This is a genomic window from Nocardia sp. NPDC059195 (assembly GCF_042754695.1).
Classification (GTDB): domain Bacteria; phylum Actinomycetota; class Actinomycetes; order Mycobacteriales; family Mycobacteriaceae; genus Nocardia.
In genome coordinates, this window is sequence record NZ_JBHZBG010000010.1 from 119,891 (window position 1) to 140,013 (window position 20,123).

A 20,123-nucleotide genomic window follows, 5' to 3' on the forward strand; every position below is an offset into this window, starting at 1 on the left:
AACTGCATTACCGAAGGCCCTGGTCCACACGGACCAGGGCCTTCGGCCTTTTTTCGGGGGTAAGTTCCCGTCAGCGTCCGACAGTGAAGCGACGCTGGAGGTGGCGCGGCTGGTCGACCTCGTCGAGGAGCGCGACGGCGAGATCCTCGGCCGAGATATCGGTGTCGGAGTCGAGGAGCTGATCACCGCCGAGCCGGTAGCGCCCGGTGCGCGGGCCCGGTTCGATGCGGCCCGAGGACGGGCTCAGATAGGTCCAGTGCCGATTGGACTGGCGGTAGATGTTCAGTGCGTCGCGACCGGCGAGTACGGGTTCGCGATACTCGGTCGGTACCCGCAGTTCCTCGGTGAGCACCCGGGTGAAGTCCGGGGTGTCGACCAGCTGCAGGCCGGGGGCGACCTCCAGGCTGCCGCCGCCACCGACGACGATCAGCCGGATCTCCGGATGTCGTTGCAGCGCATCGACCATCGCCCGCGCGCCGACGACGAAATTACCGGCCTTGGCGATGGTGTCGGCGATGCCGTGCCCCGCGTTGACTGCGCTGATCACCACGTCGAGTCCCGCGATCGCCGTGGCGATGCTGTCGGCGTCGAGCCAGTCGGCGGCTCGCCATGTTGTGTCTCCACGCTCGGTAGGAAAGCGGGCCGAATCGCGGGTGAACGCTGTCACCCGGTGTCCCCGATACTGTGCTTCGGCGACTACTCGGGAGCCGATGACGCCGGTCGCGCCGAATACTCCGATATTCACAATGCCACTCGTTTCTGCGTGGTGTTCGATTACTACACGGCGTTCAGTAATGACACGGCTGATAGTAGACGAACACTGTAAGGTGTCAACCGTGGTCGAGGTGAGGAATCGGCGCGAGCGATTGCGCGAGGAAGCGACAGCGGAGATCAAGGCGATCGCGTTGCGGCTGTTGACCGAAGGTGGCCCCGACGCGATCTCGTTGCGCGCCATCGCCAGGGAGATGGGGATGACCGCGGGTGCGCTGTACGGCTACTTCCCGGCCAGGGACAACCTGATCACCACCCTCATCGCCGACGTCTACACCTCGCTCGTCGACCGGGCCGTAGCCGCGCGTGATGCGATACCCGATACCGATCCGGCCGGTCGGATCGTGGCTTGGGGTGAGACCGTCCGCGAGTGGGCGGTCGCCAATCCGGCTGGGTTCAAACTGATCTACGGCGATCCTGTCCTCGGCTACCAGCCGCCGGTCGGTGGTCCTTCTCGCGATGCCGAACTGCGGGCGTGCAGCGGATTGGTGGGTCTGGCCGCGGCGGCGTGGCCCTACGCCGCCGGCTTGCAGACCATTGGTGCGCCGGCTTGGTCGGATTTCGATCCCGGGCTCGTCGATCATGTGCGCGGCGACTTCCCCGACCTGCCTGCTGCGGGATTGGCTCTCGCACTGCGGATGTGGGGGCGCATGCACGGGCTGCTCGCGCTGGAGATCTACGGTCATCTCGGGCCTCGGGCGCAACATCCGGACAAGCTCTACCGGGCCGAGATGCTCGATCTGGTCCGTTCACTCGGGTTGCGAGAATAGGCCCATTCCCAGGTGGAGTACCGTGTGCGCGATTGCTCCATCCCCCTACGGGAAAGGTGCTCCAATCCGATGAGTTCTGGTCCCTTCGCCGGTCTCAACCGGCGGCAGTTCCTTGCGAAGGCGATGGCCGCCGGTGCGGTGGGAACGCTTGCCACCTGGGCGAATCCGATTATCGACCGAGCTTTTGCCGCCGATCCAGCCGGTATGGGTGGGCTCGGCGATATCGAGCATTTCGTCTTGCTCATGCAGGAAAACCGGTCCTTCGACCACTATTTCGGCACCATGTCGGGTGTGCGCGGGTTCGGTGAGGCGTCGGCTTCGTGGCGTCAGTTCGGGTGGTCGCCCGGAATCGGGCCCACCGCAGAGGGTTTCGTCGAACCGTTTCGGCTCGACACCACTCGCGGCGCCACCCTGGACGGGGAGTGCATCAACGACCCCGACCACACCTGGCCCGGCATGCACAAGGCATTCAACAACGGGCGCAACGACGGCTGGATGCCGATGTCGGTGGCCTCGGTAGGGCCGGGTAACGCGCCCGCGGCGATGGGTTACTACCTGCCGGAGGACATTCCGATCCATACCGAGCTCGCGCAGGCATTCACCCTCTGCGACAACTACCACTGCTCGGTGCTCGGCCCCACCGACCCCAACCGGCTGTACTGGATGAGTGCGAGTATCGACCCCGACGGCCTGGCGGGCGGTCCGCTGGTGGAGACGCCCCTCCTGCTCCCGAAGAACGTCTACAGCTGGCGCACTTACCCGGAGAACCTGTCCGAGGGTGGGGTGCCGTGGAAGATCTACAGCAATCGCGATATCGGCGAGGCCTCGTCGATGATTCTGGACGGCATGATGGGCTGCTTCACCCAGGCCGCCGACCCGAATTCCGAACTGGCGCGCCGCGGTATCGCCCCGACCTATCCGAACGATTTCCAGGCCGACGTCGCCGACAACACCCTGCCCGCGGTGTCGTGGGTGGTCCCGTCGGTGCTGCACTGCGAACACCCCGCGCTGCCGGCGGCTTTCGGCGCGCTAGGGATAGTGCAGCTTCTCGATATCCTCACCTCGAATCCGGCGGTGTGGGAGAAGACCGCGCTGATCATCAGCTACGACGAGAACGGCGGCTTCTTCGACCACGTCACCCCGCCGACCCCGCCGCCCGGCACCGCGGGCGAATCCCTGACGGTGCCACTGGACCGGGTGCCCGCGGCGGGCGGGATCACCGGCCCGATCGGACTGGGCTACCGGGTGCCGTGCATGGTGATCTCGCCGTACAGTCGCGGTGGGCTGGTCGCCTCGCAGACGTTCGACCACACCTCCCAATTGCGTTTGCTGGAAACCAGATTCGGCGTCGACGTGCCGAACCTGACCGCCTGGCGACGCGGCGTCACCGGTGACATGACCTCCACCTTCGACTTCGCGGCGGCGCCGGATGCCGCGAAACCGGTGTTGCCCGACCCGCGTCCCAAGGCCGACGCGGCGATCGCGCAGTGCGGTCCGAATATCGCGGCGGGCACGCTGGGACAGGGTGTGCCGTACCCGGTGCCGCCGAACGCGATGCCGGCTCAGCAGCCGGGGACTCGGCGCGCGCCGAGCGGTCTCGTCGGCGTGTGAGCCGGGGGTGGGCTCGGTATCAGGCCGGGCCCACCGTCAGCTCGCGGCAGCGGGGGACCAGTATCCGGTGGCCATGCTGGGGTGTTTGCGCGTCGCGGCGAAGCTGTGTCTGGCGGGGGAGAGCAGGGTGCTGAACCAGGAGCGCCGGTATTCGGCGAGAGTCGCTGCGACGGCGGGGAATTCGATGCAGTGCACACCGCCCTGCATGCCGAGGCGGTGGCGGGCCGCCCGGTGGTTCCTGGTACCCATGATCATCCTGTCGGTAGTGGTGCGGCCTTCTCGCCTGCGCGGAAGATTAATCCACGCGACGCGCCCGGCCCGGGACCTTCCGCCGCTCCGGGGGTGGGCGTGTCGCAGGAGCTGCCCCGACCCGGCGGTCGAGATGCGAGACTGGGCCCATGTTGCGGATCGGCCTCACCGGAGGCATGGGAGCGGGTAAATCCACAGTGGCGCGGACGCTGGTCGAGCTCGGGGCGGTGCTCATCGACTCCGACGCGATCGCTCGCGAGGTCGTCGCCCCTGGCACGCCGGGCCTGGCTGCGCTGGTCGAGGAGTTCGGTGCGGCGATCCTGAGCCCCGACGGCAGTCTGGATCGGCCCGCGCTGGCCGCGGTGGCCTTCGCCGACGACGAGTCGCGGGGCAAGCTCAACGCCATCACCCATCCGCTGGTCGGTGCCCGCACCGCGGAACTGATCGGCGACGCGCCCGCGGATGCCGTTGTGGTGCAAGACATTCCGTTGCTCGTCGAGAACGGTCTCGCGCCGCTGATGCAACTCGTCGTTGTGGTCGGGGCCGAGGAGAAGACCAGGCTGCGCAGACTGGTCGAACACCGCGGGGTAGCCGAAGCGGATGCGCGAGTCAGGATCGCCGCGCAGGCCACCGACGAACAGCGCCGCGCGGTCGCTGATGTGTGGCTCGACAACAACGGTGCGCCGGAGGTGGTCGAGGCGCAGGTCCGGGAGCTGTGGACGCGACGGCTGGTGCCGTTCGAGCGCAATCAGCGCGAGGGCGTCCGCGCGCGCGCCGACTACCGCCTCGTCACCGACCAGGAATGGGACATGCAGGCGCGCAGGATCATCGCCCGGCTGCATCTGGCGTGTGGTGCGTCGGCGGTGCGCATCGATCACGTCGGATCGACCGCGGTGCACGGACTACCCGCCAAGGACATCATCGACATCCAGGTGACGGTGGCCGACATGGCCACGGCCGAATCGCTGACCGATGCGTTGACGGCGGCCGGGTTCCCTCTGGCCGCGGGGGTGACGCACGACAATCCGAAACCGAGTCAGGGTGATCCCGAAGGCACCGACCTCGCCCGTTGGGGCAAGCGCCTGCACGGCAACGCCGATCCCGGTCGACCCGCCAATATTCATCTGCGTGTGCGGGATTCGCTCGGCCAGCGGTTCGCGCTCGACCTGCGCGACTGGTTGCGGGCCAACGAAAGCGTGCGGTCGGAGTACCTGGCGGTCAAGCGTGGGGCCGAACTCGCGGCGGCGGATCTGACCGATGACGCGGCCGGTGATGCCTACTACGTGGTGAAGGAACCGTGGTTCGACGCGGTCTATCCGGTGGTCACCGAGTGGGCGCACGCCCGCGCGTGAACCGCGTACCAAACTGTTAAACATCATTGTTTCGGAAACCGTCCGCATGCTGTCGCGCGCTGTGTAAATTGTGCGAAGTCACCACGGGGTGACTCAATTCACAGGGAAGTTGTAGCGCGTATGACAACACATCACCGTCAGTTCGGCCGTGCGGGCTTCGGTATCACCGCACTCGGCGCCGTCGCCGCCAGCCTCGTGCTGGCCGCTCCGCAGGCCTCGGCCTGGGTCGGCAACCTCGGCGTGGCCGGAACCGACCACAAGGTCGGTTGCAGCTACAAGCTGACCGCGAGCGTCGAGGTCGACCGGTTGACCTCGGTGAAGTTCACCGACAACGGCGTGGATATCCCGGGCAGCCCGGTGTCGCCGTCGCTGCTGTCGGGCACGGTGAGCATCACCTGGAAGCCGACCACAGCGGGCCAGCACAAGCTCGAGGCGCGTCAGCTGCTGATCAGTGACTCGATCACCGTCACGGTCGGTGCGGCGGGCAGTACCGGTAGCGCGTCGTGCGGCGGCGGCCTCGCGGATCTGTTCCCGAGCCTGTCGGCCGGCTGACACCGACTCCCCGCACCGCCCGGACCCCTACCGAGGTCCGGGCGGTTCGTCGTTTCGGCGCCAGGTCAGGGTCATCCCGAAGGTGCTCAACCAATTCTCCAGCGAATACCCGTGCGCGGCGATCCCGTCGATCGCGGTGGTGGCGTGTTCGATCGCGGCCTGGCATTGGGCGGCGTCGAGCAGGCCGTCGGCGTGCGCGCCGAGCAGTTCGTCGACATCGACGAGCCGGACATCACGCCCGGTGCGGACCAGCAGATCGAGGTAATGGTCGATCGAGCGCCACAGCGTCGGCGACTCCCTGGTGAACGCGCCGACATCGACATAGATGTCCTGCCACTGATCGACACCAGGGTTGTAGTGCAGTTTCGACGCGCGCAGCGACAGCTCGGGGAGCAACCACGATTCCAGGTAGTGGAAGTGCGCGTGATCGGAGTGACGACCCATGTACAGGCCCCACGGCTCCACCCGATAGATCTCCACCGGTCGGATGAACCCTTTGGGGTCGGTGTTCGTTTTGGCCGCGACGTCGAAGTACTCGACCTTGGGTGGATGCACGTGCACGGTGGATGCCTGCGTCATGAGCGCAGAATCTACCGGCGCGTGCCCACCCTCGCCCGGTCGCCGGCTACATCCAGGTCAGCGTGATGTCCCGGGAGCGCAACCACTGTTCGACATCGTGGTCGTTGGCCGCCAAACCGTCGAGCACGCGCGCGGCGCGTTCGAATGCCCGGTCGGCGTGCTCGGTGTCGACATGGCCCGCGGCGTGCGCGGCGAGCAGTTCGCTCGATCCGGACAACGTCGACGACCGGCCGCGCCGCACCGCGACGTCGAGGAAGTAGTCGGTTGCCATCCACCGTTTCGGCCCGACCTGGGCGAACTCGACGATGTCGAGCACGTAGTCGTGGCTGCGGTGATGGCCGGGCCGGTCGTGGCTGATGGTGGCGCGAATCGCGTGGCCGGGCAACATCCACGACTCCTCGTAGCGACCGTGCGGCCGGTCGAGAATGCGGGCCAGGTAGATGCCCCATGGCTGCACTCGGTACCGGTCGACCGAGTGGATGTAGCCCTTGGCATCGGTAACGGTCAGCTCGGCGAGGTCGAAGTATTCGACCCGGGGTCTGGCGGCCGGTGAAACGGTTGTCGAATCAGTGGTCGGTGTGTGCGGGCCGCGTATCTCTCTGGCGAAGTATCCGGCGAATCCGGTTACCGCGGGAGCCGCGACGAGCAGGGGAAGTAGAACGCTCATGGCCTTGTCCTTCACCACGTGCCGATGATCAACTCAGGGTACGCCCGCATCGGGCCGTATGGCGTGTTCGATTCGGTACCGCGATCGGCGAATATCTTTGGGGCAAGCGACTTTTCGGACATCAGTCGAGGTGCCCGGAATTCGCCGAGTTGGGGCTTGATGCCTCTACCAGGCGAAACAGCAGTCGCCGCCGGTTTGCCTGCAGTGGTTGCTGTCACGTTCGCGCAGCGCTGTGACGGTATCGATGAGCAGAAGTTCACCCGAACGACCACGTCCCGACCGACGGTCATCGGCGCGGCGCAGGGCGTGGCGAACGGGCGGTGGTTCGCCGGCGCCGAAACGTGTCAGTGGTCGCGCCTAAGCTTGGTCCATGGCATTCGCAACCGAGATCCCGACGGAAGGGTACGAAGAGCGGGGTCACCCGATCGCCCATTCCGAGCACCGCCCCGTCGGCACGATCGAGCGCACGGGCGCCCGGTTCGAGGTGGTCAGCGAGTACTCGCCCGCAGGCGACCAGCCCGCGGCGATCGCGGAGCTCGAGCGCCGGGTGAACGCGGGGGAGAAGGACGTTGTCCTGCTCGGTGCCACCGGTACCGGTAAATCGGCGACCACCGCGTGGCTGATCGAGAAGTTGCAGCGACCCACTCTGGTGATGGCGCCGAACAAGACCCTCGCCGCGCAGCTCGCCAACGAGCTGCGCGAGATGCTGCCCAACAACGCGGTCGAGTACTTCGTCTCCTACTACGACTACTACCAACCCGAGGCGTACATCGCCCAGACCGACACCTACATCGAGAAGGACAGCTCGATCAACGACGACGTCGAGCGGCTACGGCACTCGGCGACCTCGAGTCTGCTCTCGCGTCGCGATGTCGTGGTGGTCGCGTCGGTGTCGTGCATCTACGGCCTCGGCACCCCGCAGTCGTATCTGGATCGGTCGGTGCAGCTCGAAGTCGGTGGCGAGATCGATCGCGACGCGTTGCTGCGGCTGCTGGTCGACGTGCAGTACACCCGCAACGACATGTCGTTCACCCGTGGCTCGTTCCGGGTGCGCGGCGACACCGTGGAGATCATCCCGTCCTATGAGGAGCTGGCGATCCGCATCGAGTTCTTCGGTGACGAGATCGAGGCGCTCTACTATCTGCATCCGCTCACCGGTGATGTTGTGCGCCAAGTGGATTCGGCGCGCATCTTCCCGGCTACCCACTATGTGGCCGGTCCGGAGCGGATGGAGCGGGCGGTCGTCGACATCGAGGCCGAATTGGCCGCGCGGCTGGCGGAATTGGAGCGTCAGGGCAAGTTGCTCGAGGCGCAGCGGTTACGCATGCGCACCGAATACGACCTGGAGATGATCCGTCAGGTCGGCTTCTGCTCGGGTATCGAGAACTATTCGCGCCACATCGATGGGCGTCCGGCGGGTTCGGCACCGGCCACGCTGCTCGACTACTTCCCCGACGATTTCCTGCTGGTGATCGACGAATCGCACGTCACGGTGCCGCAGATCGGTGGCATGTTCGAAGGTGACATGTCGCGCAAGCGCAACCTGGTCGATTTCGGCTTCCGGTTGCCCTCGGCAGTCGACAACCGCCCGCTGACCTGGGAGGAATTCGCCGGCCGAATCGGTCAGGCGGTGTATCTGTCGGCGACACCCGGCAACTACGAGCTGGGTCAGGTCGGCGGTGAGGTGGTCGAGCAGGTGATTCGCCCGACCGGCCTGGTCGACCCGAAGGTCGTGGTCAAACCGACCAAGGGCCAGATCGACGACCTGGTGCACGAGATCCGTGAGCGCGCCCAGCGCAACGAGCGGGTGCTGGTCACCACGCTCACCAAGAAGATGTCGGAAGACCTCACCGATTACCTGCTCGGCCTGGGCGTGAAGGTCCGCTACCTGCACTCCGAGATCGACACGCTGCGCCGCGTCGAATTGCTCCGCCAGCTGCGCCTCGGCGAATACGACGTGCTCGTCGGCATCAACCTGCTGCGCGAGGGTCTCGACCTGCCCGAGGTGTCCCTGGTGGCAATCCTCGACGCCGACAAGGAAGGGTTCCTGCGGTCGAGCACCAGCCTCATCCAGACCATCGGCCGCGCGGCGCGCAATGTGTCCGGCGAAGTGCACATGTACGCGGACAAGATCACCGACTCGATGCAGCACGCGATCTCCGAGACCGACCGTCGCCGTGCCAAACAGGTCGCCTACAACGAAGAACACGGCCTCGATCCGCAGCCGCTGCGCAAGAAGATCGCCGACATCCTGGACCAGGTGTACACCGAAGCCGAGGACGAGGTGGCCGTCGGCGGATCGGGTCGCAACGCCAGCCGCGGCAGGCGTGCTCAGGGTGAGCCGGGCCGGGCGGTCAGCTCGGGCATCTACGCCGAACGCGACGTGAAGTCGATGCCGCGCGCCGAATTGGCCAACCTGGTCACCGAACTCACCGCGCAGATGATGAACGCGGCCCGCGAACTGCAGTTCGAGCTGGCGGGCCGGTTGCGTGACGAGATCGCCGACCTGAAGAAGGAGCTGCGCGGCATGGACGCCGCGGGGATTTCCTGACCATGCCGACGCCACGGGCTCTTAGCGGCGGCCTCGCACCCGAGCTGCGCGACCGATCGCGCACGTGCTGCTCGGATGCGAGGCCCGCGCGGTCGGGGGCCGAGCCGGGTGCGTCGCTACGCCTGCTCGGCCATCCACGCGGCCACCCGGCGGTCGGCCTCTTCCTTGGAGACGTCCTCGACGCGGGTGATCACCGCCCACCGGTGGCCGAAGGGGTCGATCACCACGCCGAAGCGGTCGCCGGTGACGAAGGTCTGCGGCTCCTCGGCGCTGCGGGCACCGTGGGCGAGCGCACGGGCGATCACCGCGTCCACGTCGGGGCAGTAGTGCACCACCGAGGTGTGTACCCAGTCCTCGGGGGCACGAACATTGTTGTCGGGGATGGGCATCCCGAGCTGCAGCGTGGAATCGCCGATGAGCAGTTCGGCGTGCGCGGGCTGGCCGTCGGGCCGATCGGCCCGGCTGAGTACCTTCGCGTCGAAGACCGTGGTGTAGAAGTCGATGGCCGCGTTACCGTCCGGCACGGCCAGGAAACAGGTGATGGAGTGGTAGCCCTCCGGAATGGGCGCAACGGGATTGGTCATGGCTACGATCCTGCTCCGCCACCGGCGACCCGTCTTGTAAGAACGCGACAGATCGGCCGGTGATGACAGCGGCGCCGGATCCCGGTGATGTGAAAGGAATCCTGCACCCCGACGAGCAGGCCAGACACCGGTCGCTGCACCGGCTCGGGGTCGGGCCCGCGCTGGCCGAATTCGCGGACCGCTATTGGGTGGTGCGCTGGGATCTGCGTGGGCAGCCCAGCTATTCGGCCGAGGTGCTGTCGTTCCCGTGTGTGAATGTCACCTTCGAACGCAGCACCACCCGCACCGGCGGGTTCGTCAACGGTGTGTGCACGACGAAGTACGTGCGCGAGCTCGAGGGGGAAGGCGAGACCTTCGGCATCCGGTTCGCTCCCGGCGGCTTCGGTGCCTTCACTGGCATGGATGTCGGAGCGCTACGCGATGATTCGGCGCCGTTGAGTGCGGTGTTGCCAGAGGCCGCGGGGCTGGCCGAACGGGTGCTGGCCGAACAGTCCGACGAGCGAAGGCAGGTCATCGTCGAGGAGTTCTTCGCGGGCCGCGGTCGCACCGACGATCCGCACTACGCACTGGTGACGCGCATCGTCACAGCCATGGCGAACGATCCGGAGCTCACCAGGGTCGACCAGGTCACCGACCGTTTCGCGATCCCGATCCGCACCCTGCAACGGCTGTTCCGCCGCTACGTCGGGGCAGGCCCGAAATGGGTGCTGTGCCGGTTCAGATTGCAAGACGCGGCAGACCTGCTCGCGCGTGGCCGCCTCGATCTCGCGGTACTGGCCGCCGACCTCGGCTATTTCGACCAGGCGCATTTCAGCCGAGAATTCACCGCCGAGATCGGGATGTCACCGACGGAATACGCCCGCAGCGCACAGGTGGTCTCCACGGCACGGTGACCGGGTGGAACGACCCCAGAATCGGGGGGTTTGAAATATTGACGTTTCAACTTGGTGTGGCGGTATTCGTCGATAGTGTCACCGCATTCGCGGCGGCCATTGCTGCGTGGAGAAGTCAGGACATCAACAGTGACAACATCTTTCGACCGGACCGCCCGTCTGGGCGCCGCCCTCGGGACCGCCCTGGTCGCCACCGCATTGCTCGCACCGACCGCGCATGCCGATGGCCAGTGGGTCAGCGTCTCGAGTCAGGACCCCAAGGCCGGCTGTTCCTACACGCTGGTCGCGGTCAATGTCGTCGGCTACAGCTCCGGCTACGCCGGTGCGCCGGTGACCTTCTATGACAACGGCGAGGTGATCGACACGGTCACGGTCCCGGCGTTCGGCGAGACCAAGACCTCCTGGCGCCCCTCCGCGGCCGGTTCACACGAAGTGACGGCGAAAGTCGACGGCTATGGGCGTATCTGGTGGATCACCCCCGCCACGGTGACCGTCGCGCCGAATACCGGTACCGGCAGCGCCGCCTGCGGATTCCCCAGTTTCTCCGGCTGATGTGATCGAAGTCCCAGCCGCACTGCGTCGTTGATCGTGTTGTGATAGGCCACAATTTCTTCGACCTGCGGTTCTATCGCCGCAGGTGGATGTTCTCGACTGTCGCGAAAGCCACCGTGACATCGGCACACACGCCAACACTCCGGGATGTGATCTATTGCGAATTGTCGATAAATCGGCCTGATTTGGCGTTAGGGTCGAGCCGATTGCCGCGCTGACGCTCGATTCCCGAGTGGTTCGGTGCTGGCACCGACCAAGTTGGAGGAGAGATGACCGCCTACCGGACCATTGTCGTCGGTACTGATGGCTCGGATTCGTCGTATGTGGCGGTGGAGAAGGCCGCGGCGCTCGCCGGGGACGCGGAGGCAACTCTCGTGCTGGCCTGCGCCTACTTCCCGACCGACGACCGCGACGTCGCCGCCGCCGCCGATGTGCTCAAGGACGAGGCCTACCAGGTCCGTGGCTCGGCCCCGACCAACGAGATCCTGCACATCGCCCGGGAGAAGGCCCTGGCCGCCGGTGCGAAGAACATCGTCGATCGCGCGATCGTCGGCGAGCCGGTCGATTCGCTGCTCGACCTCGTCAACGAGGTGGACGCGGATCTGCTCGTCGTCGGTAACCGAGGCCTCAACACCCTCACCGGCCGCCTGCTCGGCTCCGTCCCCTCGGACGTAGCCCGCAAGTCCCGTTCGGACGTGCTGATCGTCCACACCGTGCGCTGACCGCCTCTCCGGGTATTCAGGCCAGACCTAGGTGGGAGTTGCGAGCGTAGGCGGCCGGCGGTAGAGCGCGGGGGCGTTAGCCCGTCCCGGTGAGTTACCCATGTGCTTGCGAGATCATGGGTGGGCTTGTGTAAAGGAAGGAACGTGGCGTCGCGGATCGTGCGACGCCACGTTTTTTCATTGGGCGAAGTGTGCGGCGAGGGTCTCCGGCAGTCGTTCGGCGTGCACGACTGTCAGCCGCTGTGTCGCGCGGGTGAGTGCGACGTACAGGTCGTTGAGGCCGCGCGGGGATTCGTCCAGGATCGCCTGTGGCTCAACGAGATACACGCGGTCGAACTCGAGACCTTTCGCGTCGTGCACCGTGAGCACCTGAACGGATTCGCCTGCCAGGGAAGATAGTTCCGGCACGAGGGCGGCTGGAGCGAGGACCGCGCTGGTGCCGGGGCCGTGTTCGGTTTCGAGCAAGCGTGCCAGCTCGCCCGCCAGGTCGGCGGGCCGAACCCGGTGGGCGCGTGGGGGATTGCCGGTTTCGCGGACCGAGCGCGGCACCTGGGTGCCGGGATCGATCGCGGCGAGCACGTCGGCCGCGACCGCCATGATCTCGGCGGGGGTGCGGTAGTTCACGGTGAGCTCGGTGAGCTTCCAGCGATTGGCCACATACGGTTCGAGCACCCGCTGCCAGGACGACGCACCCGCCGGGTCGCCGGTCTGCGCCACATCGCCGACGACGGTGATCCAGCGATTCGGGATGCGCCGCATCACCATTCGCCACGCCATCTCCGAGAGTTCCTGTGCCTCGTCGACGATCACATGACCATAGGTCCAGGTCCGGTCGCCCGCGGCGCGTTCAGCGGTGGTCTGCCGGTTGCCGAATTCCTGGCGCTGGGCCAGCTGGGAGGCGTCGATCAGGTCGTAGGCCATCAGGATCTCGGGATCGAGTTCGTCCTCGATGTCCTGCGGTGCCGAACCGGTGAGGATGTCGAGGGCGTCCTGGGCCTCCTCGATCTGGGCCCGCCACCGGCGACGCGAGCGTTCGCGTTCCTCGGTGTCGTCGACGCCGAGCAGTTCGGCCAGCTCGTCGAGCAGCGGGGCGTCGGCCGCGCCGAACATGCCGTCGTCGGAACGCACCAGCTCGGCGCGATCCGCACCGCTCAACGTTTTGGCCGCACGTTCGAGGCGGGCGGGGTCGGCGAGGAGATCGGCGAGCACTTCCTGGGGCGACAGCACCGGCCACAGCGCGCTGATCGCGGCCTGCACGTGCGGGTCGCCGCGCATCTCGTCGCCGATCTCGCTGAGGTCGGCGGAACTGAGCAGGCTCTTGCCACCGGACAGGTCGGCACCCATCGTCGCGGCGAGCTGATCGGTGAGCGCGTCGATCACCGACGACGCGAAGATCGGCCTGGCCAGGTTGTGCGGGCGCCGCGAGGAGCGGGCCCGGCCACGGGCCCGGGTCGCGATCTTGCGATCCAGGGTCACCGGATAGCCGTCGAAAGCGAGGCGGACCGGTTCCGACGGCACTTCCTGACGGTCGCGCACGGCCTGCTTGAGCACCTCGAGCATGTCGAGGGAGCCCTTGATCTCCCCGGCGCGCAACGAATCCTCGCGCACCGCCTTCACACCCGGATACAGGTCGCCGATGGTCGACAACAGCACACCGGTCTCACCGAGTGAGGGCAGCACCTGGCCGATGTAGTCGAGGAAGGTGGCGTTCGGGCCGATGATCAGCACGCCGCTCTTGGCCAGCTGCTGACGGTAGGTGTAGAGCAGGAACGCCGCCCGATGCAGCGCGACCGCGGTCTTGCCGGTGCCCGGCCCACCCTGCACCACGAGCACGCTCTTGTGCTCGGAGCGGATGATCGCGTCCTGCTCGCTCTGGATCGTCTCGACGATGTCGTTCATGTGCCCGGTGCGGGCGGCGTTGAGCGCCGCCAGCAGCGCGCTCTCGCCACCGACGCCGTCGTCGGTGCCGACCACACCGTCGCGTTGGGCGGCACCGAGATCTAGGTACTCGTCGTTGATTGCGGTCACCGCTCGGTTGCGCGAGCGGATGTGCCTGCGGCGGGTGACGTCCTCGGGGTTGGCGGTGGTGGCCAGGTAGAACGGGCGGGCCATCGGTGCGCGCCAGTCGAGCAGCAGCGGCTCGTAGTCGTTGTCCTCGTCGAGGATGCCGAGCCTGCCGATGTAGCGCGCCTCCTCCTCGGTGCCATCGAGGTCGATCCGGCCGAAGCACAGACCGTGCTCGGCGGCGTCGTATTTGGACAGGTCCTCGCTGTAGAGCTGGGTGAACGACTCGCGTTCGCTGCGCGCCTGCGGTGTGCCACCGGCTTCGAGGAGCACGGTCTTGAGCCGGTTCTGCGCGTAGTCGCGCATGCCGTCGAGCCGGTCGTAGAGCACCGAAACGTACTTCTGCTCATGTTCGATCTCGCGGTCGTGCGCGGCCGGGGAGGCGTCGGCGAGGCGGTCGGGCAAAACAGGACTCCTTTGTCACCGCGTTGAGAACAGAGTTGTCGAGTCTACGTGCCCGCCGGCATGGCCGCCGCGACCGGGAAGACTTCGTCGCCCAGGACCGGTGTGAAGTGTTCGACCACCGGGAAAGGCTCATAGAAGTGGTGCAACAGCGCACGCCAGCGCTGATATTCCGGCGACTCCCGGAATCCCACTGTGTGATCGGTCAGCCGCTCCCAGCGCACCAGCAACAGAAAGCACTCGGGCCGCTCGACACACCGCGACAAAGACAACCCACCGAAACCGGGCATTCCCGCGATGATCGGATACGCCTGCGCGAAGGCCGCTTCGAAAGCGGCGGTGGCACCGGGGCGAACGGGTAACAGCGCGTGTTCGACGATCACGCCGACCAGTCTGTCAGGAGGCGTGGGTGTTGTTCGAGCGTCGATTCTGACCGAGACCGAGCTCACGATGCGCCGACGGCTTGTCGCGATACATCGCCAGGTCGGCGTCGTGCAGCACGGCCTCAGGGGTGCGGTTCTCGTGCGGGCCGAGTTCGGTGATACCCACCGAGGCGCTCACCTCGAGCCGGTGACCGCTGGCGATGATCGGTTCCGACATCGTGCCGCGCAGCCGCTCCACCAGCGCGGGCAGGTCGGCGCGCTGCGGATGACCGGACAGCAGCACCAGGAATTCGTCGCCGCCGAGCCGTCCGACCAGGTCTTCGCTGCGCAACGACTGCTGTAGCCGCTGGGCGACGATCTGCAACACCGTGTCGCCGATGGCGTGCCCGAGCGTGTCGTTGATCGCCTTGAAGCCGTCGAGGTCGATGAACAGCACCGTGGTGACCAGGCTGCCGCCCTCGTCGGCCAGCGCCGAGGACAGCTGCGACAGGATCAGGGACCGATTCGCGAGCCCGGTCAGCGCATCGTGGGTGGCCTGAAATTCGAGCTGGCGCCTGCTCGCCCGGAACTCGGTGATGTCGGCGAACGAGGACACCCCCGACGAATCCGGGCTGTCCGGGTTGAGCAGCCTGCAGTTGCACGACAACCACACCTGGTGGCCGTCGGCGTGCTCGACACCGAAGATGAACTGGGTGATCACCTCACCGGTCGCGAGCGTGTGCGCCATCGGGTGTTTTCCGGGCGGTAGCGGCCGTCCGTCGCTGTCGATCATCGTCATCGGCAGGTCGTCGATGAGGCAGCCGAGGACCGGCCCGACGTCGTCGATGCCGAGTATGTGTATGCCCGCCGGGTTGATCGATTCGATCCGGCCCCGCCGATCGACGACGAGCACGCCCTCCTCCAGTTGGGAGACCACGGTGGTGAAATGTGCTTCCGCCCGCCGCGCCGATGCCTCGGCGGCTCGCTGCGCGGTGAGATCGTGCACCACCACCTGGTAGGCCGGTTCGCCCTGCCACACCGTGAGCACCGACACCGTCTGCACCGGCACCGCGCGCCCGTCCACCCGAACCAGGTCCATATCGGAGGGTGGCGAGGCCGATCCCTCGGCGGTGAGCTGGTTGATCCGGTCGAGCATGGCGGCCACGGAAGCGGGATGAACGAAGGTGGTGATCGACAAACCGAGTAGTTCTTCGGCCGAGCGGGCTCCGAGTAGGCGCACCATGGCCGGATTGACGTAGACGACGGTTCCGGATTCGTGCACACAGATGGCGTCGGGGGTGTGTTCGACCAGCGACCGATAGCGCTGCGCGAGTTGTTCGGCGCTCGCCGCGTCGGTCTTTCGTTCTCCCACTGCGAAACCCCCGATCTCGGCCTGCGTCGGCGGACGGCGTATCGGACTAGTCTGGTGATCCTTCATGAGATCCGCGAGGAGCGATGTGATACCGGACCTGCTCACGGGCGGCATGGCCCACCGCCTCGATTCTATGTCGATAGCCGGCATCGGTGTCGTCTCCGGTTACGGGTGGGGCCGCGAATTCCTGTGGCAGGGATTGCTGGGGGGCAAACCGGCGGCCCGTTTGTACCCCGGTTACGGGCCGGGACGCGATGAACACGCCTGGGTCGGCCGGATTCCCGACGGCGGTGACCCGGCCTACGGAACCGGTCTGTTCGGGCGTGCCGTGCATGCCGCGGCCACCGAGGCGATCGCCGACGCGCAGGCCCGTGGGTGGCGCCGCGAAGGCCGCACCGTCGGCCTCGTCCACGCGTTCACCCTGGGCGATGTCGCCGACTGGCGCGATTTCTACCTTCGTGACGACGGCCACCGGCGCTCGCGTGACTATCTGCGGATGCTGCCCTCGACAGCCATCTCGGTGGTGATGCAGGAGTTCGGTTTTCATGGGCCCGCGATGAACGTGTCGGCGGCCTGCAGTTCGGGAAATGTCGCCCTGCTGACGGCGAAGATGTGGCGTGATGCGGGTCTGGTCGACGATGTTCTGTGCGTGACGACCGACCTCTCGGCCACCTCGGAAATGCTCGAACATTTCGTCGGTCTCGGTGCCGCGATCGCCGGTGCCGACCCGTTCACCGCCTGCAGGCCCTTTCAGGAGGGCACGCTCGGTTTCACCATCGCCGAGGCGTCGGTGGCGCTGCTGCTCACCGACGCGGTCGAGCTGCCCTATGCCCGGGTACTCGGCGGCGCGATGACCAACGACGCCTTCCATGTCGTCTCGGTCGATCCCACCCACGCCCAGATCATCGCCTGCGTCCAGCGCGCGCTGGCGAACGCCGGGATCGATGCCGCCGACGTGGCGTACTACAACGCGCACGGCACCGGGACCCGGCAATGCGATGCCGCCGAACGCGACGTCATGACCACTGTCTTCGATGACCGTCCGGCCATCGCCGCGCTCAAACCGCTCACCGGGCACTGTCAGGGCGCGTGCGCGGCGATCGAAGTCGCCGCGATCGCACTGTCCTACGAGCGTGGCATCGCCGCATCGGCGCCGATCGTGGCGCCCGCGCACCCGCGACTGCTCGACGGCCCGACCCCGATGCTCGACGGCCCGACTCTCAAACTGTCGATGGGTATGGGCGGCAACAACGCGGCCGTGATCCTGGCCCAGGTCTGACCCTGTCTTCGGATGGGTGGCGACAACGCCGCCGGTTCAGACTCAGTCCTCGCCGGTCTCGGGTCCGCCTGCGAGGGCGAACCCGCCGGTCGTCGGCGCGTCCTGGGGGAGTGGCACCGACCAGCGCAGCTGCGTGCCCGACATCGCCGGGTGGTTGCCGTCGGCGTCGGGGCGCTCGGCCGGACCGACCTCGAAGTGCCCGCCCGCCTCCTGCGCGCGTTGCTCGAGATTGCGCAGCCCGCTGCGGATGACGTGGTTCGGAATGCCCCAGCCGTTGTCGGACACCGTGATCACCAGATCGTCGGCCACCTCGATCACGATGGCGACGGTGTCGGCGCCGGAATGGCGCACCGCGTTGCTCACCGCCTCGCGCACCACCGCCTCGGCGTGGTCGGCCAGCTGCGGATCGAGTACCGACAGCGGGCCCGACACCTGGATCGTCGCGCGCAGGGCGATGTCGGCGGTCTGGCGCCGGATCGCGACCTCGAGGCGCTGCTGCAGCCCCTCGCTGTGGCCCGAGCCGCTGGCGTGGAGATCGAAGATGGAGGTGCGGATCTCCTGCACCACTTCTTGCAGATCCATGATCACCGTCGAAAGCCGTTGCCGCACTTCGGGAACCACGGCTTTGGGCAGGGTGGCCTGTACCGTGAGGCCGATCGCGAACAGGCGCTGGATCACATGATCGTGCAGGTCGCGCGCGATCCGATCGCGGTCGGCGACGAGGTCGAGTTCGCGCATCCGCTGCTGCGCGCCGGCCAGTCGCACCGCCAGCGCGGCCTGATCGCAGAACGCGGCCGTGAGCTCGAGCATCTCGTCGGAATATGGTGCGAAACCCGGCGGCCGGAAGGCTACCAGGACGCCCAGGGTGGCATCGGGGGTGCACAGCGGCAGCACGAGCGCCGGTCCGGCACCGGGCAATTCGGCCACGGGAAACTCGACGCCCAGGTTCACCTGCGATACGTCATCGAAGCGCAGGGGTGTGCGTCTGCTGAACGCGTCACCCACCACCGTCCCCGCGATCGGGATGGTCTGCCAGTCCTGCCCCGCGTCCGGGCCGGTCCAGTGGGTAACCACCAATTCGGCGATCTCGCCCGGCGATTCGTCGGGGACAGGCACCGCGGCGAGGAAGGCCTGATGCGATCCGGTCAGCCCGCGCGCGCGGTCGACCACATGGCCGAGCACCCGGTCGGATTCGGTACCGGCCAGGAATTCCGTCGCGATATCGCGGGTGGCCTCGATCCAGGCCTGCCTGGTGCGTGCCTGCTCGTAGAGCCGCGCGTTGTCGACCGCTATGCCCGCCGCGGCGGCCAGGGCCCCCACCAGGATCTCGTCTTCGTCGGTGAACGGCTGTCCGTCGGATTTCTCGGTCAGGTACAGACTGCAGAATGCCTTGTCCCGAATGCGTACCGGCACACCGAGGAACGTGCGCATGGGTGGATGGCCCACCGGAAAACCCACCGATGTCGGGTGTTCGGTGAGATCGTCGAGTCGCAGTGGAGTCGTCTGCGCGAACACCGCGCCCAGTACGCCGTGCCCCACCGGTTGTGACTCGATCTGTTCTCTGATGTGGTCCGGGATGCCCTCGTCGATGAGCTGCGCGACCTGCTGATCGTGGCCGAGCACCGCGAGCGCGCCGTAGCGGGCGTCGACCAGGTTCATCGCGGTCCGCACGATGGTGCGCAGGGTTTCGTCCAGGTCGAGACCCGCTGTGACGGTGAGCATGGCCTCGACGAGGCCGTCCATCCGGTCGCGCGAGCCGATCATCACTTCGACCCGATCGGCGACCTCGCCGAGCAGGCTGCGCAACATCTGCCGCGACACCGTCTGGTCAGCCGAATAGCGGCCGCCTCGACCGTCATTCGCCATCGCAGTATCCCGTCTTCGCAGCTCCTCGAGTGAGTCGCAACAAAGTCTAGTCCGCAATGAGGGGACTTTCGGCCCTTCACTCGCACCGGCGGTAGTGGTGGCATTGGGCACCGGGAATTGGGATCGAGAAGTGGGGCACATGATGAATTCGTTGTCGAGCACCCAGCACTGGACGACCGCCGCGGACCCGGAGCTGGCCGTGACCACGCGTGGCGAAGTACCGGCCCAGGACGTCACCCGTGCCGTCCGGGCCATCACCCGCGTCATGCGCAGGCATCACCTCGACAGCCCGGCCAGGGTGCGCGTCACCGCGCCGCAGGGCTACGACGAGCCGACCCTTGTGCAGGCCAATATCCGTACCAACGACACCTTCACCCGGGTCCAGGTCACCGGTCCCGGCGGCTTCGCGGTGACCTTCGCCGCCGAACGGCTCGACCGCCAGCTCGCCCGCCGCGCGGGCAAGGAAGCGCGCGGCGCGTGGCCCGATCCGGCCCGCCGCCCGCTGGCCCAGATCACCGAGACGCGGCCGATCATCCGCCGCAAGGACTGCGCCCTGATGACCGGCACCCCGCTGGAAGCCAGCACCGTCCTGGACGCGATGGACTACGACGCCTACCTGTTCACCGACGCCGACACCGGCGAGGACGCCATCGTCACCTGGGCCGACCCGCACGGTGTCGCGCTGGCCCGGCAGCGGCTCACCGCCGCGGCGGACCAGCCGGCCGAACTGCCGTTGACCGCGAGCGCGATGCCGGTGCGGGTGGTTCAGGACGCGGCTCCCGTCTTCGCCGAGGACGAGGCTTCCGACGCGCTGTGCGCCGCCGGACTGCCCTACCTGTTCTTCACCGACAGCCACACCGGCCGCGGGAACCTGCTCTACCGTCGCTACGACGGGGACCTGACCATCGTCGTCCCGTCCTGAGCT

General features: G+C 67.1%; 19 protein-coding genes. 10 read left to right on the forward strand and 9 right to left on the reverse strand.

Going from position 1 to position 20,123, the window contains the following annotated elements; translation table 11 throughout:
- Positions 1-70: 70 nt before the first annotated feature.
- Complete coding sequence (locus tag ACFXKN_RS15475; protein ID WP_378956708.1) at positions 71-745, reverse strand: NAD(P)-dependent oxidoreductase; 675 nt, start codon at positions 743-745, stop codon at positions 71-73.
- Between the two features lie 91 nt (positions 746-836).
- Between ACFXKN_RS15475 and ACFXKN_RS15480 the strand changes: the two genes are divergently transcribed.
- Both ACFXKN_RS15480 and ACFXKN_RS15485 read left to right on the forward strand, forming a co-directional pair.
- The gene (locus ACFXKN_RS15480; protein WP_379433209.1) at positions 837-1,541 is read left to right on the forward strand and encodes a TetR/AcrR family transcriptional regulator; all 705 of its coding nucleotides are present in this window, start codon (positions 837-839) and stop codon (positions 1,539-1,541) included.
- A gap of 69 nt (positions 1,542-1,610) precedes the next feature.
- The gene (locus tag ACFXKN_RS15485) at positions 1,611-3,152 is read left to right on the forward strand and encodes a phospholipase C (RefSeq protein WP_379433210.1); all 1,542 of its coding nucleotides are present in this window, start codon (positions 1,611-1,613) and stop codon (positions 3,150-3,152) included.
- 36 nt (positions 3,153-3,188) lie between these two features.
- On the opposite strand, the gene ACFXKN_RS15490 is transcribed toward ACFXKN_RS15485, so the two are convergent.
- Positions 3,189-3,401 carry a hypothetical protein gene (locus ACFXKN_RS15490; protein WP_379433211.1) on the reverse strand — a complete coding sequence of 71 codons (213 nt, stop codon included), beginning with the start codon at positions 3,399-3,401 and terminating at the stop codon, positions 3,189-3,191.
- Between the two features lie 149 nt (positions 3,402-3,550).
- Between ACFXKN_RS15490 and coaE the strand changes: the two genes are divergently transcribed.
- Entirely contained in the window at positions 3,551-4,753 is a 1,203-nt protein-coding gene (gene coaE, locus ACFXKN_RS15495) for a dephospho-CoA kinase (RefSeq protein ID WP_379433212.1), read from the forward strand.
- 120 nt (positions 4,754-4,873) lie between these two features.
- Entirely contained in the window at positions 4,874-5,305 is a 432-nt protein-coding gene (locus ACFXKN_RS15500) for a hypothetical protein (RefSeq protein ID WP_378661173.1), read from the forward strand.
- Between the two features lie 27 nt (positions 5,306-5,332).
- Here the strand turns inward: ACFXKN_RS15500 and ACFXKN_RS15505 are convergent, their stop codons facing one another.
- Both ACFXKN_RS15505 and ACFXKN_RS15510 read right to left on the reverse strand, forming a co-directional pair.
- Complete coding sequence (locus ACFXKN_RS15505; protein WP_378956620.1) at positions 5,333-5,884, reverse strand: DUF402 domain-containing protein; 552 nt, start codon at positions 5,882-5,884, stop codon at positions 5,333-5,335.
- A 46-nt stretch (positions 5,885-5,930) separates the two neighbouring features.
- Positions 5,931-6,551, reverse strand: a complete 621-nt coding sequence (locus tag ACFXKN_RS15510; protein WP_378956614.1) for a DUF402 domain-containing protein — start codon at positions 6,549-6,551, stop codon at positions 5,931-5,933.
- Positions 6,552-6,921: 370 nt separating this feature from the next.
- On the opposite strand from ACFXKN_RS15510, the gene uvrB reads away from it, so the two are divergent.
- Positions 6,922-9,102: an excinuclease ABC subunit UvrB gene (gene uvrB, locus ACFXKN_RS15515; protein WP_379433213.1), complete on the forward strand. Its 2,181-nt coding sequence runs from the start codon at positions 6,922-6,924 to the stop codon at positions 9,100-9,102.
- A 116-nt stretch (positions 9,103-9,218) separates the two neighbouring features.
- Here the strand turns inward: uvrB and ACFXKN_RS15520 are convergent, their stop codons facing one another.
- Positions 9,219-9,686, reverse strand: a complete 468-nt coding sequence (locus ACFXKN_RS15520; protein WP_379433214.1) for a VOC family protein — start codon at positions 9,684-9,686, stop codon at positions 9,219-9,221.
- A 62-nt stretch (positions 9,687-9,748) separates the two neighbouring features.
- Between ACFXKN_RS15520 and ACFXKN_RS15525 the strand changes: the two genes are divergently transcribed.
- The 3 genes from ACFXKN_RS15525 to ACFXKN_RS15535 all read left to right on the forward strand — a co-directional run bounded on the left by ACFXKN_RS15525 (position 9,749) and on the right by ACFXKN_RS15535 (position 11,853).
- Positions 9,749-10,579 carry a helix-turn-helix domain-containing protein gene (locus ACFXKN_RS15525; protein WP_378956587.1) on the forward strand — a complete coding sequence of 277 codons (831 nt, stop codon included), beginning with the start codon at positions 9,749-9,751 and terminating at the stop codon, positions 10,577-10,579.
- A gap of 129 nt (positions 10,580-10,708) precedes the next feature.
- Complete coding sequence (locus ACFXKN_RS15530) at positions 10,709-11,131, forward strand: hypothetical protein (protein WP_379433215.1); 423 nt, start codon at positions 10,709-10,711, stop codon at positions 11,129-11,131.
- A 269-nt stretch (positions 11,132-11,400) separates the two neighbouring features.
- Positions 11,401-11,853 (forward strand): universal stress protein, encoded by a 453-nt coding sequence (locus ACFXKN_RS15535; protein WP_378956561.1) that lies wholly within the window; start codon positions 11,401-11,403, stop codon positions 11,851-11,853.
- 177 nt (positions 11,854-12,030) lie between these two features.
- Here ACFXKN_RS15535 and ACFXKN_RS15540 read toward each other — a convergent pair whose 3' ends face one another.
- Genes ACFXKN_RS15540 through ACFXKN_RS15550 form a run of 3 tightly spaced genes read right to left on the reverse strand, consistent with a single transcriptional unit; the run spans position 12,031 to position 16,053 of the window.
- Positions 12,031-14,322, reverse strand: coding sequence for a HelD family protein (locus tag ACFXKN_RS15540; protein ID WP_379433216.1), 2,292 nt, complete (start codon positions 14,320-14,322; stop codon positions 12,031-12,033).
- Between the two features lie 44 nt (positions 14,323-14,366).
- Complete coding sequence (locus tag ACFXKN_RS15545; RefSeq protein ID WP_378956533.1) at positions 14,367-14,702, reverse strand: antibiotic biosynthesis monooxygenase family protein; 336 nt, start codon at positions 14,700-14,702, stop codon at positions 14,367-14,369.
- 13 nt (positions 14,703-14,715) lie between these two features.
- Positions 14,716-16,053: a diguanylate cyclase domain-containing protein gene (locus ACFXKN_RS15550; protein ID WP_378956490.1), complete on the reverse strand. Its 1,338-nt coding sequence runs from the start codon at positions 16,051-16,053 to the stop codon at positions 14,716-14,718.
- Positions 16,054-16,186: 133 nt separating this feature from the next.
- Here ACFXKN_RS15550 and ACFXKN_RS15555 point away from each other — a divergent pair, with 133 nt between their 5' ends.
- Complete coding sequence (locus tag ACFXKN_RS15555) at positions 16,187-17,332, forward strand: beta-ketoacyl synthase N-terminal-like domain-containing protein (RefSeq protein WP_379433268.1); 1,146 nt, start codon at positions 16,187-16,189, stop codon at positions 17,330-17,332.
- 42 nt (positions 17,333-17,374) lie between these two features.
- Here the strand turns inward: ACFXKN_RS15555 and ACFXKN_RS15560 are convergent, their stop codons facing one another.
- The gene (locus ACFXKN_RS15560) at positions 17,375-19,198 is read right to left on the reverse strand and encodes a GAF domain-containing protein (protein WP_379433217.1); all 1,824 of its coding nucleotides are present in this window, start codon (positions 19,196-19,198) and stop codon (positions 17,375-17,377) included.
- Between the two features lie 139 nt (positions 19,199-19,337).
- Here ACFXKN_RS15560 and ACFXKN_RS15565 point away from each other — a divergent pair, with 139 nt between their 5' ends.
- A complete protein-coding gene (locus ACFXKN_RS15565; protein ID WP_379433218.1) occupies positions 19,338-20,120 on the forward strand; it encodes a sigma 54 modulation/S30EA ribosomal C-terminal domain-containing protein in 783 nt (260 codons plus the stop codon).
- Positions 20,121-20,123: the final 3 nt, after the last annotated feature.

What these genes read in the sequence shown, in the direction of transcription:
- uvrB (WP_379433213.1), top strand. Translation starts at nt 6,922, where the DNA reads ATGGCATTCGCAACCGAGATCCCGACGGAAGGGTACGAAGAGCGGGGT.
- ACFXKN_RS15565 (WP_379433218.1), top strand. Translation starts at nt 19,338, where the DNA reads ATGATGAATTCGTTGTCGAGCACCCAGCACTGGACGACCGCCGCGGAC.
- ACFXKN_RS15525 (WP_378956587.1), top strand. Translation starts at nt 9,749, where the DNA reads ATGACAGCGGCGCCGGATCCCGGTGATGTGAAAGGAATCCTGCACCCC.
- ACFXKN_RS15485 (WP_379433210.1), top strand. Translation starts at nt 1,611, where the DNA reads ATGAGTTCTGGTCCCTTCGCCGGTCTCAACCGGCGGCAGTTCCTTGCG.
- ACFXKN_RS15560 (WP_379433217.1), bottom strand. Translation starts at nt 19,198, where the DNA reads ATGGCGAATGACGGTCGAGGCGGCCGCTATTCGGCTGACCAGACGGTG.
- ACFXKN_RS15510 (WP_378956614.1), bottom strand. Translation starts at nt 6,551, where the DNA reads ATGAGCGTTCTACTTCCCCTGCTCGTCGCGGCTCCCGCGGTAACCGGA.
- ACFXKN_RS15520 (WP_379433214.1), bottom strand. Translation starts at nt 9,686, where the DNA reads ATGACCAATCCCGTTGCGCCCATTCCGGAGGGCTACCACTCCATCACC.
- ACFXKN_RS15535 (WP_378956561.1), top strand. Translation starts at nt 11,401, where the DNA reads ATGACCGCCTACCGGACCATTGTCGTCGGTACTGATGGCTCGGATTCG.
- coaE (WP_379433212.1), top strand. Translation starts at nt 3,551, where the DNA reads ATGTTGCGGATCGGCCTCACCGGAGGCATGGGAGCGGGTAAATCCACA.
- ACFXKN_RS15555 (WP_379433268.1), top strand. Translation starts at nt 16,187, where the DNA reads ATGTCGATAGCCGGCATCGGTGTCGTCTCCGGTTACGGGTGGGGCCGC.
- ACFXKN_RS15505 (WP_378956620.1), bottom strand. Translation starts at nt 5,884, where the DNA reads ATGACGCAGGCATCCACCGTGCACGTGCATCCACCCAAGGTCGAGTAC.
- ACFXKN_RS15490 (WP_379433211.1), bottom strand. Translation starts at nt 3,401, where the DNA reads ATGGGTACCAGGAACCACCGGGCGGCCCGCCACCGCCTCGGCATGCAG.
- ACFXKN_RS15500 (WP_378661173.1), top strand. Translation starts at nt 4,874, where the DNA reads ATGACAACACATCACCGTCAGTTCGGCCGTGCGGGCTTCGGTATCACC.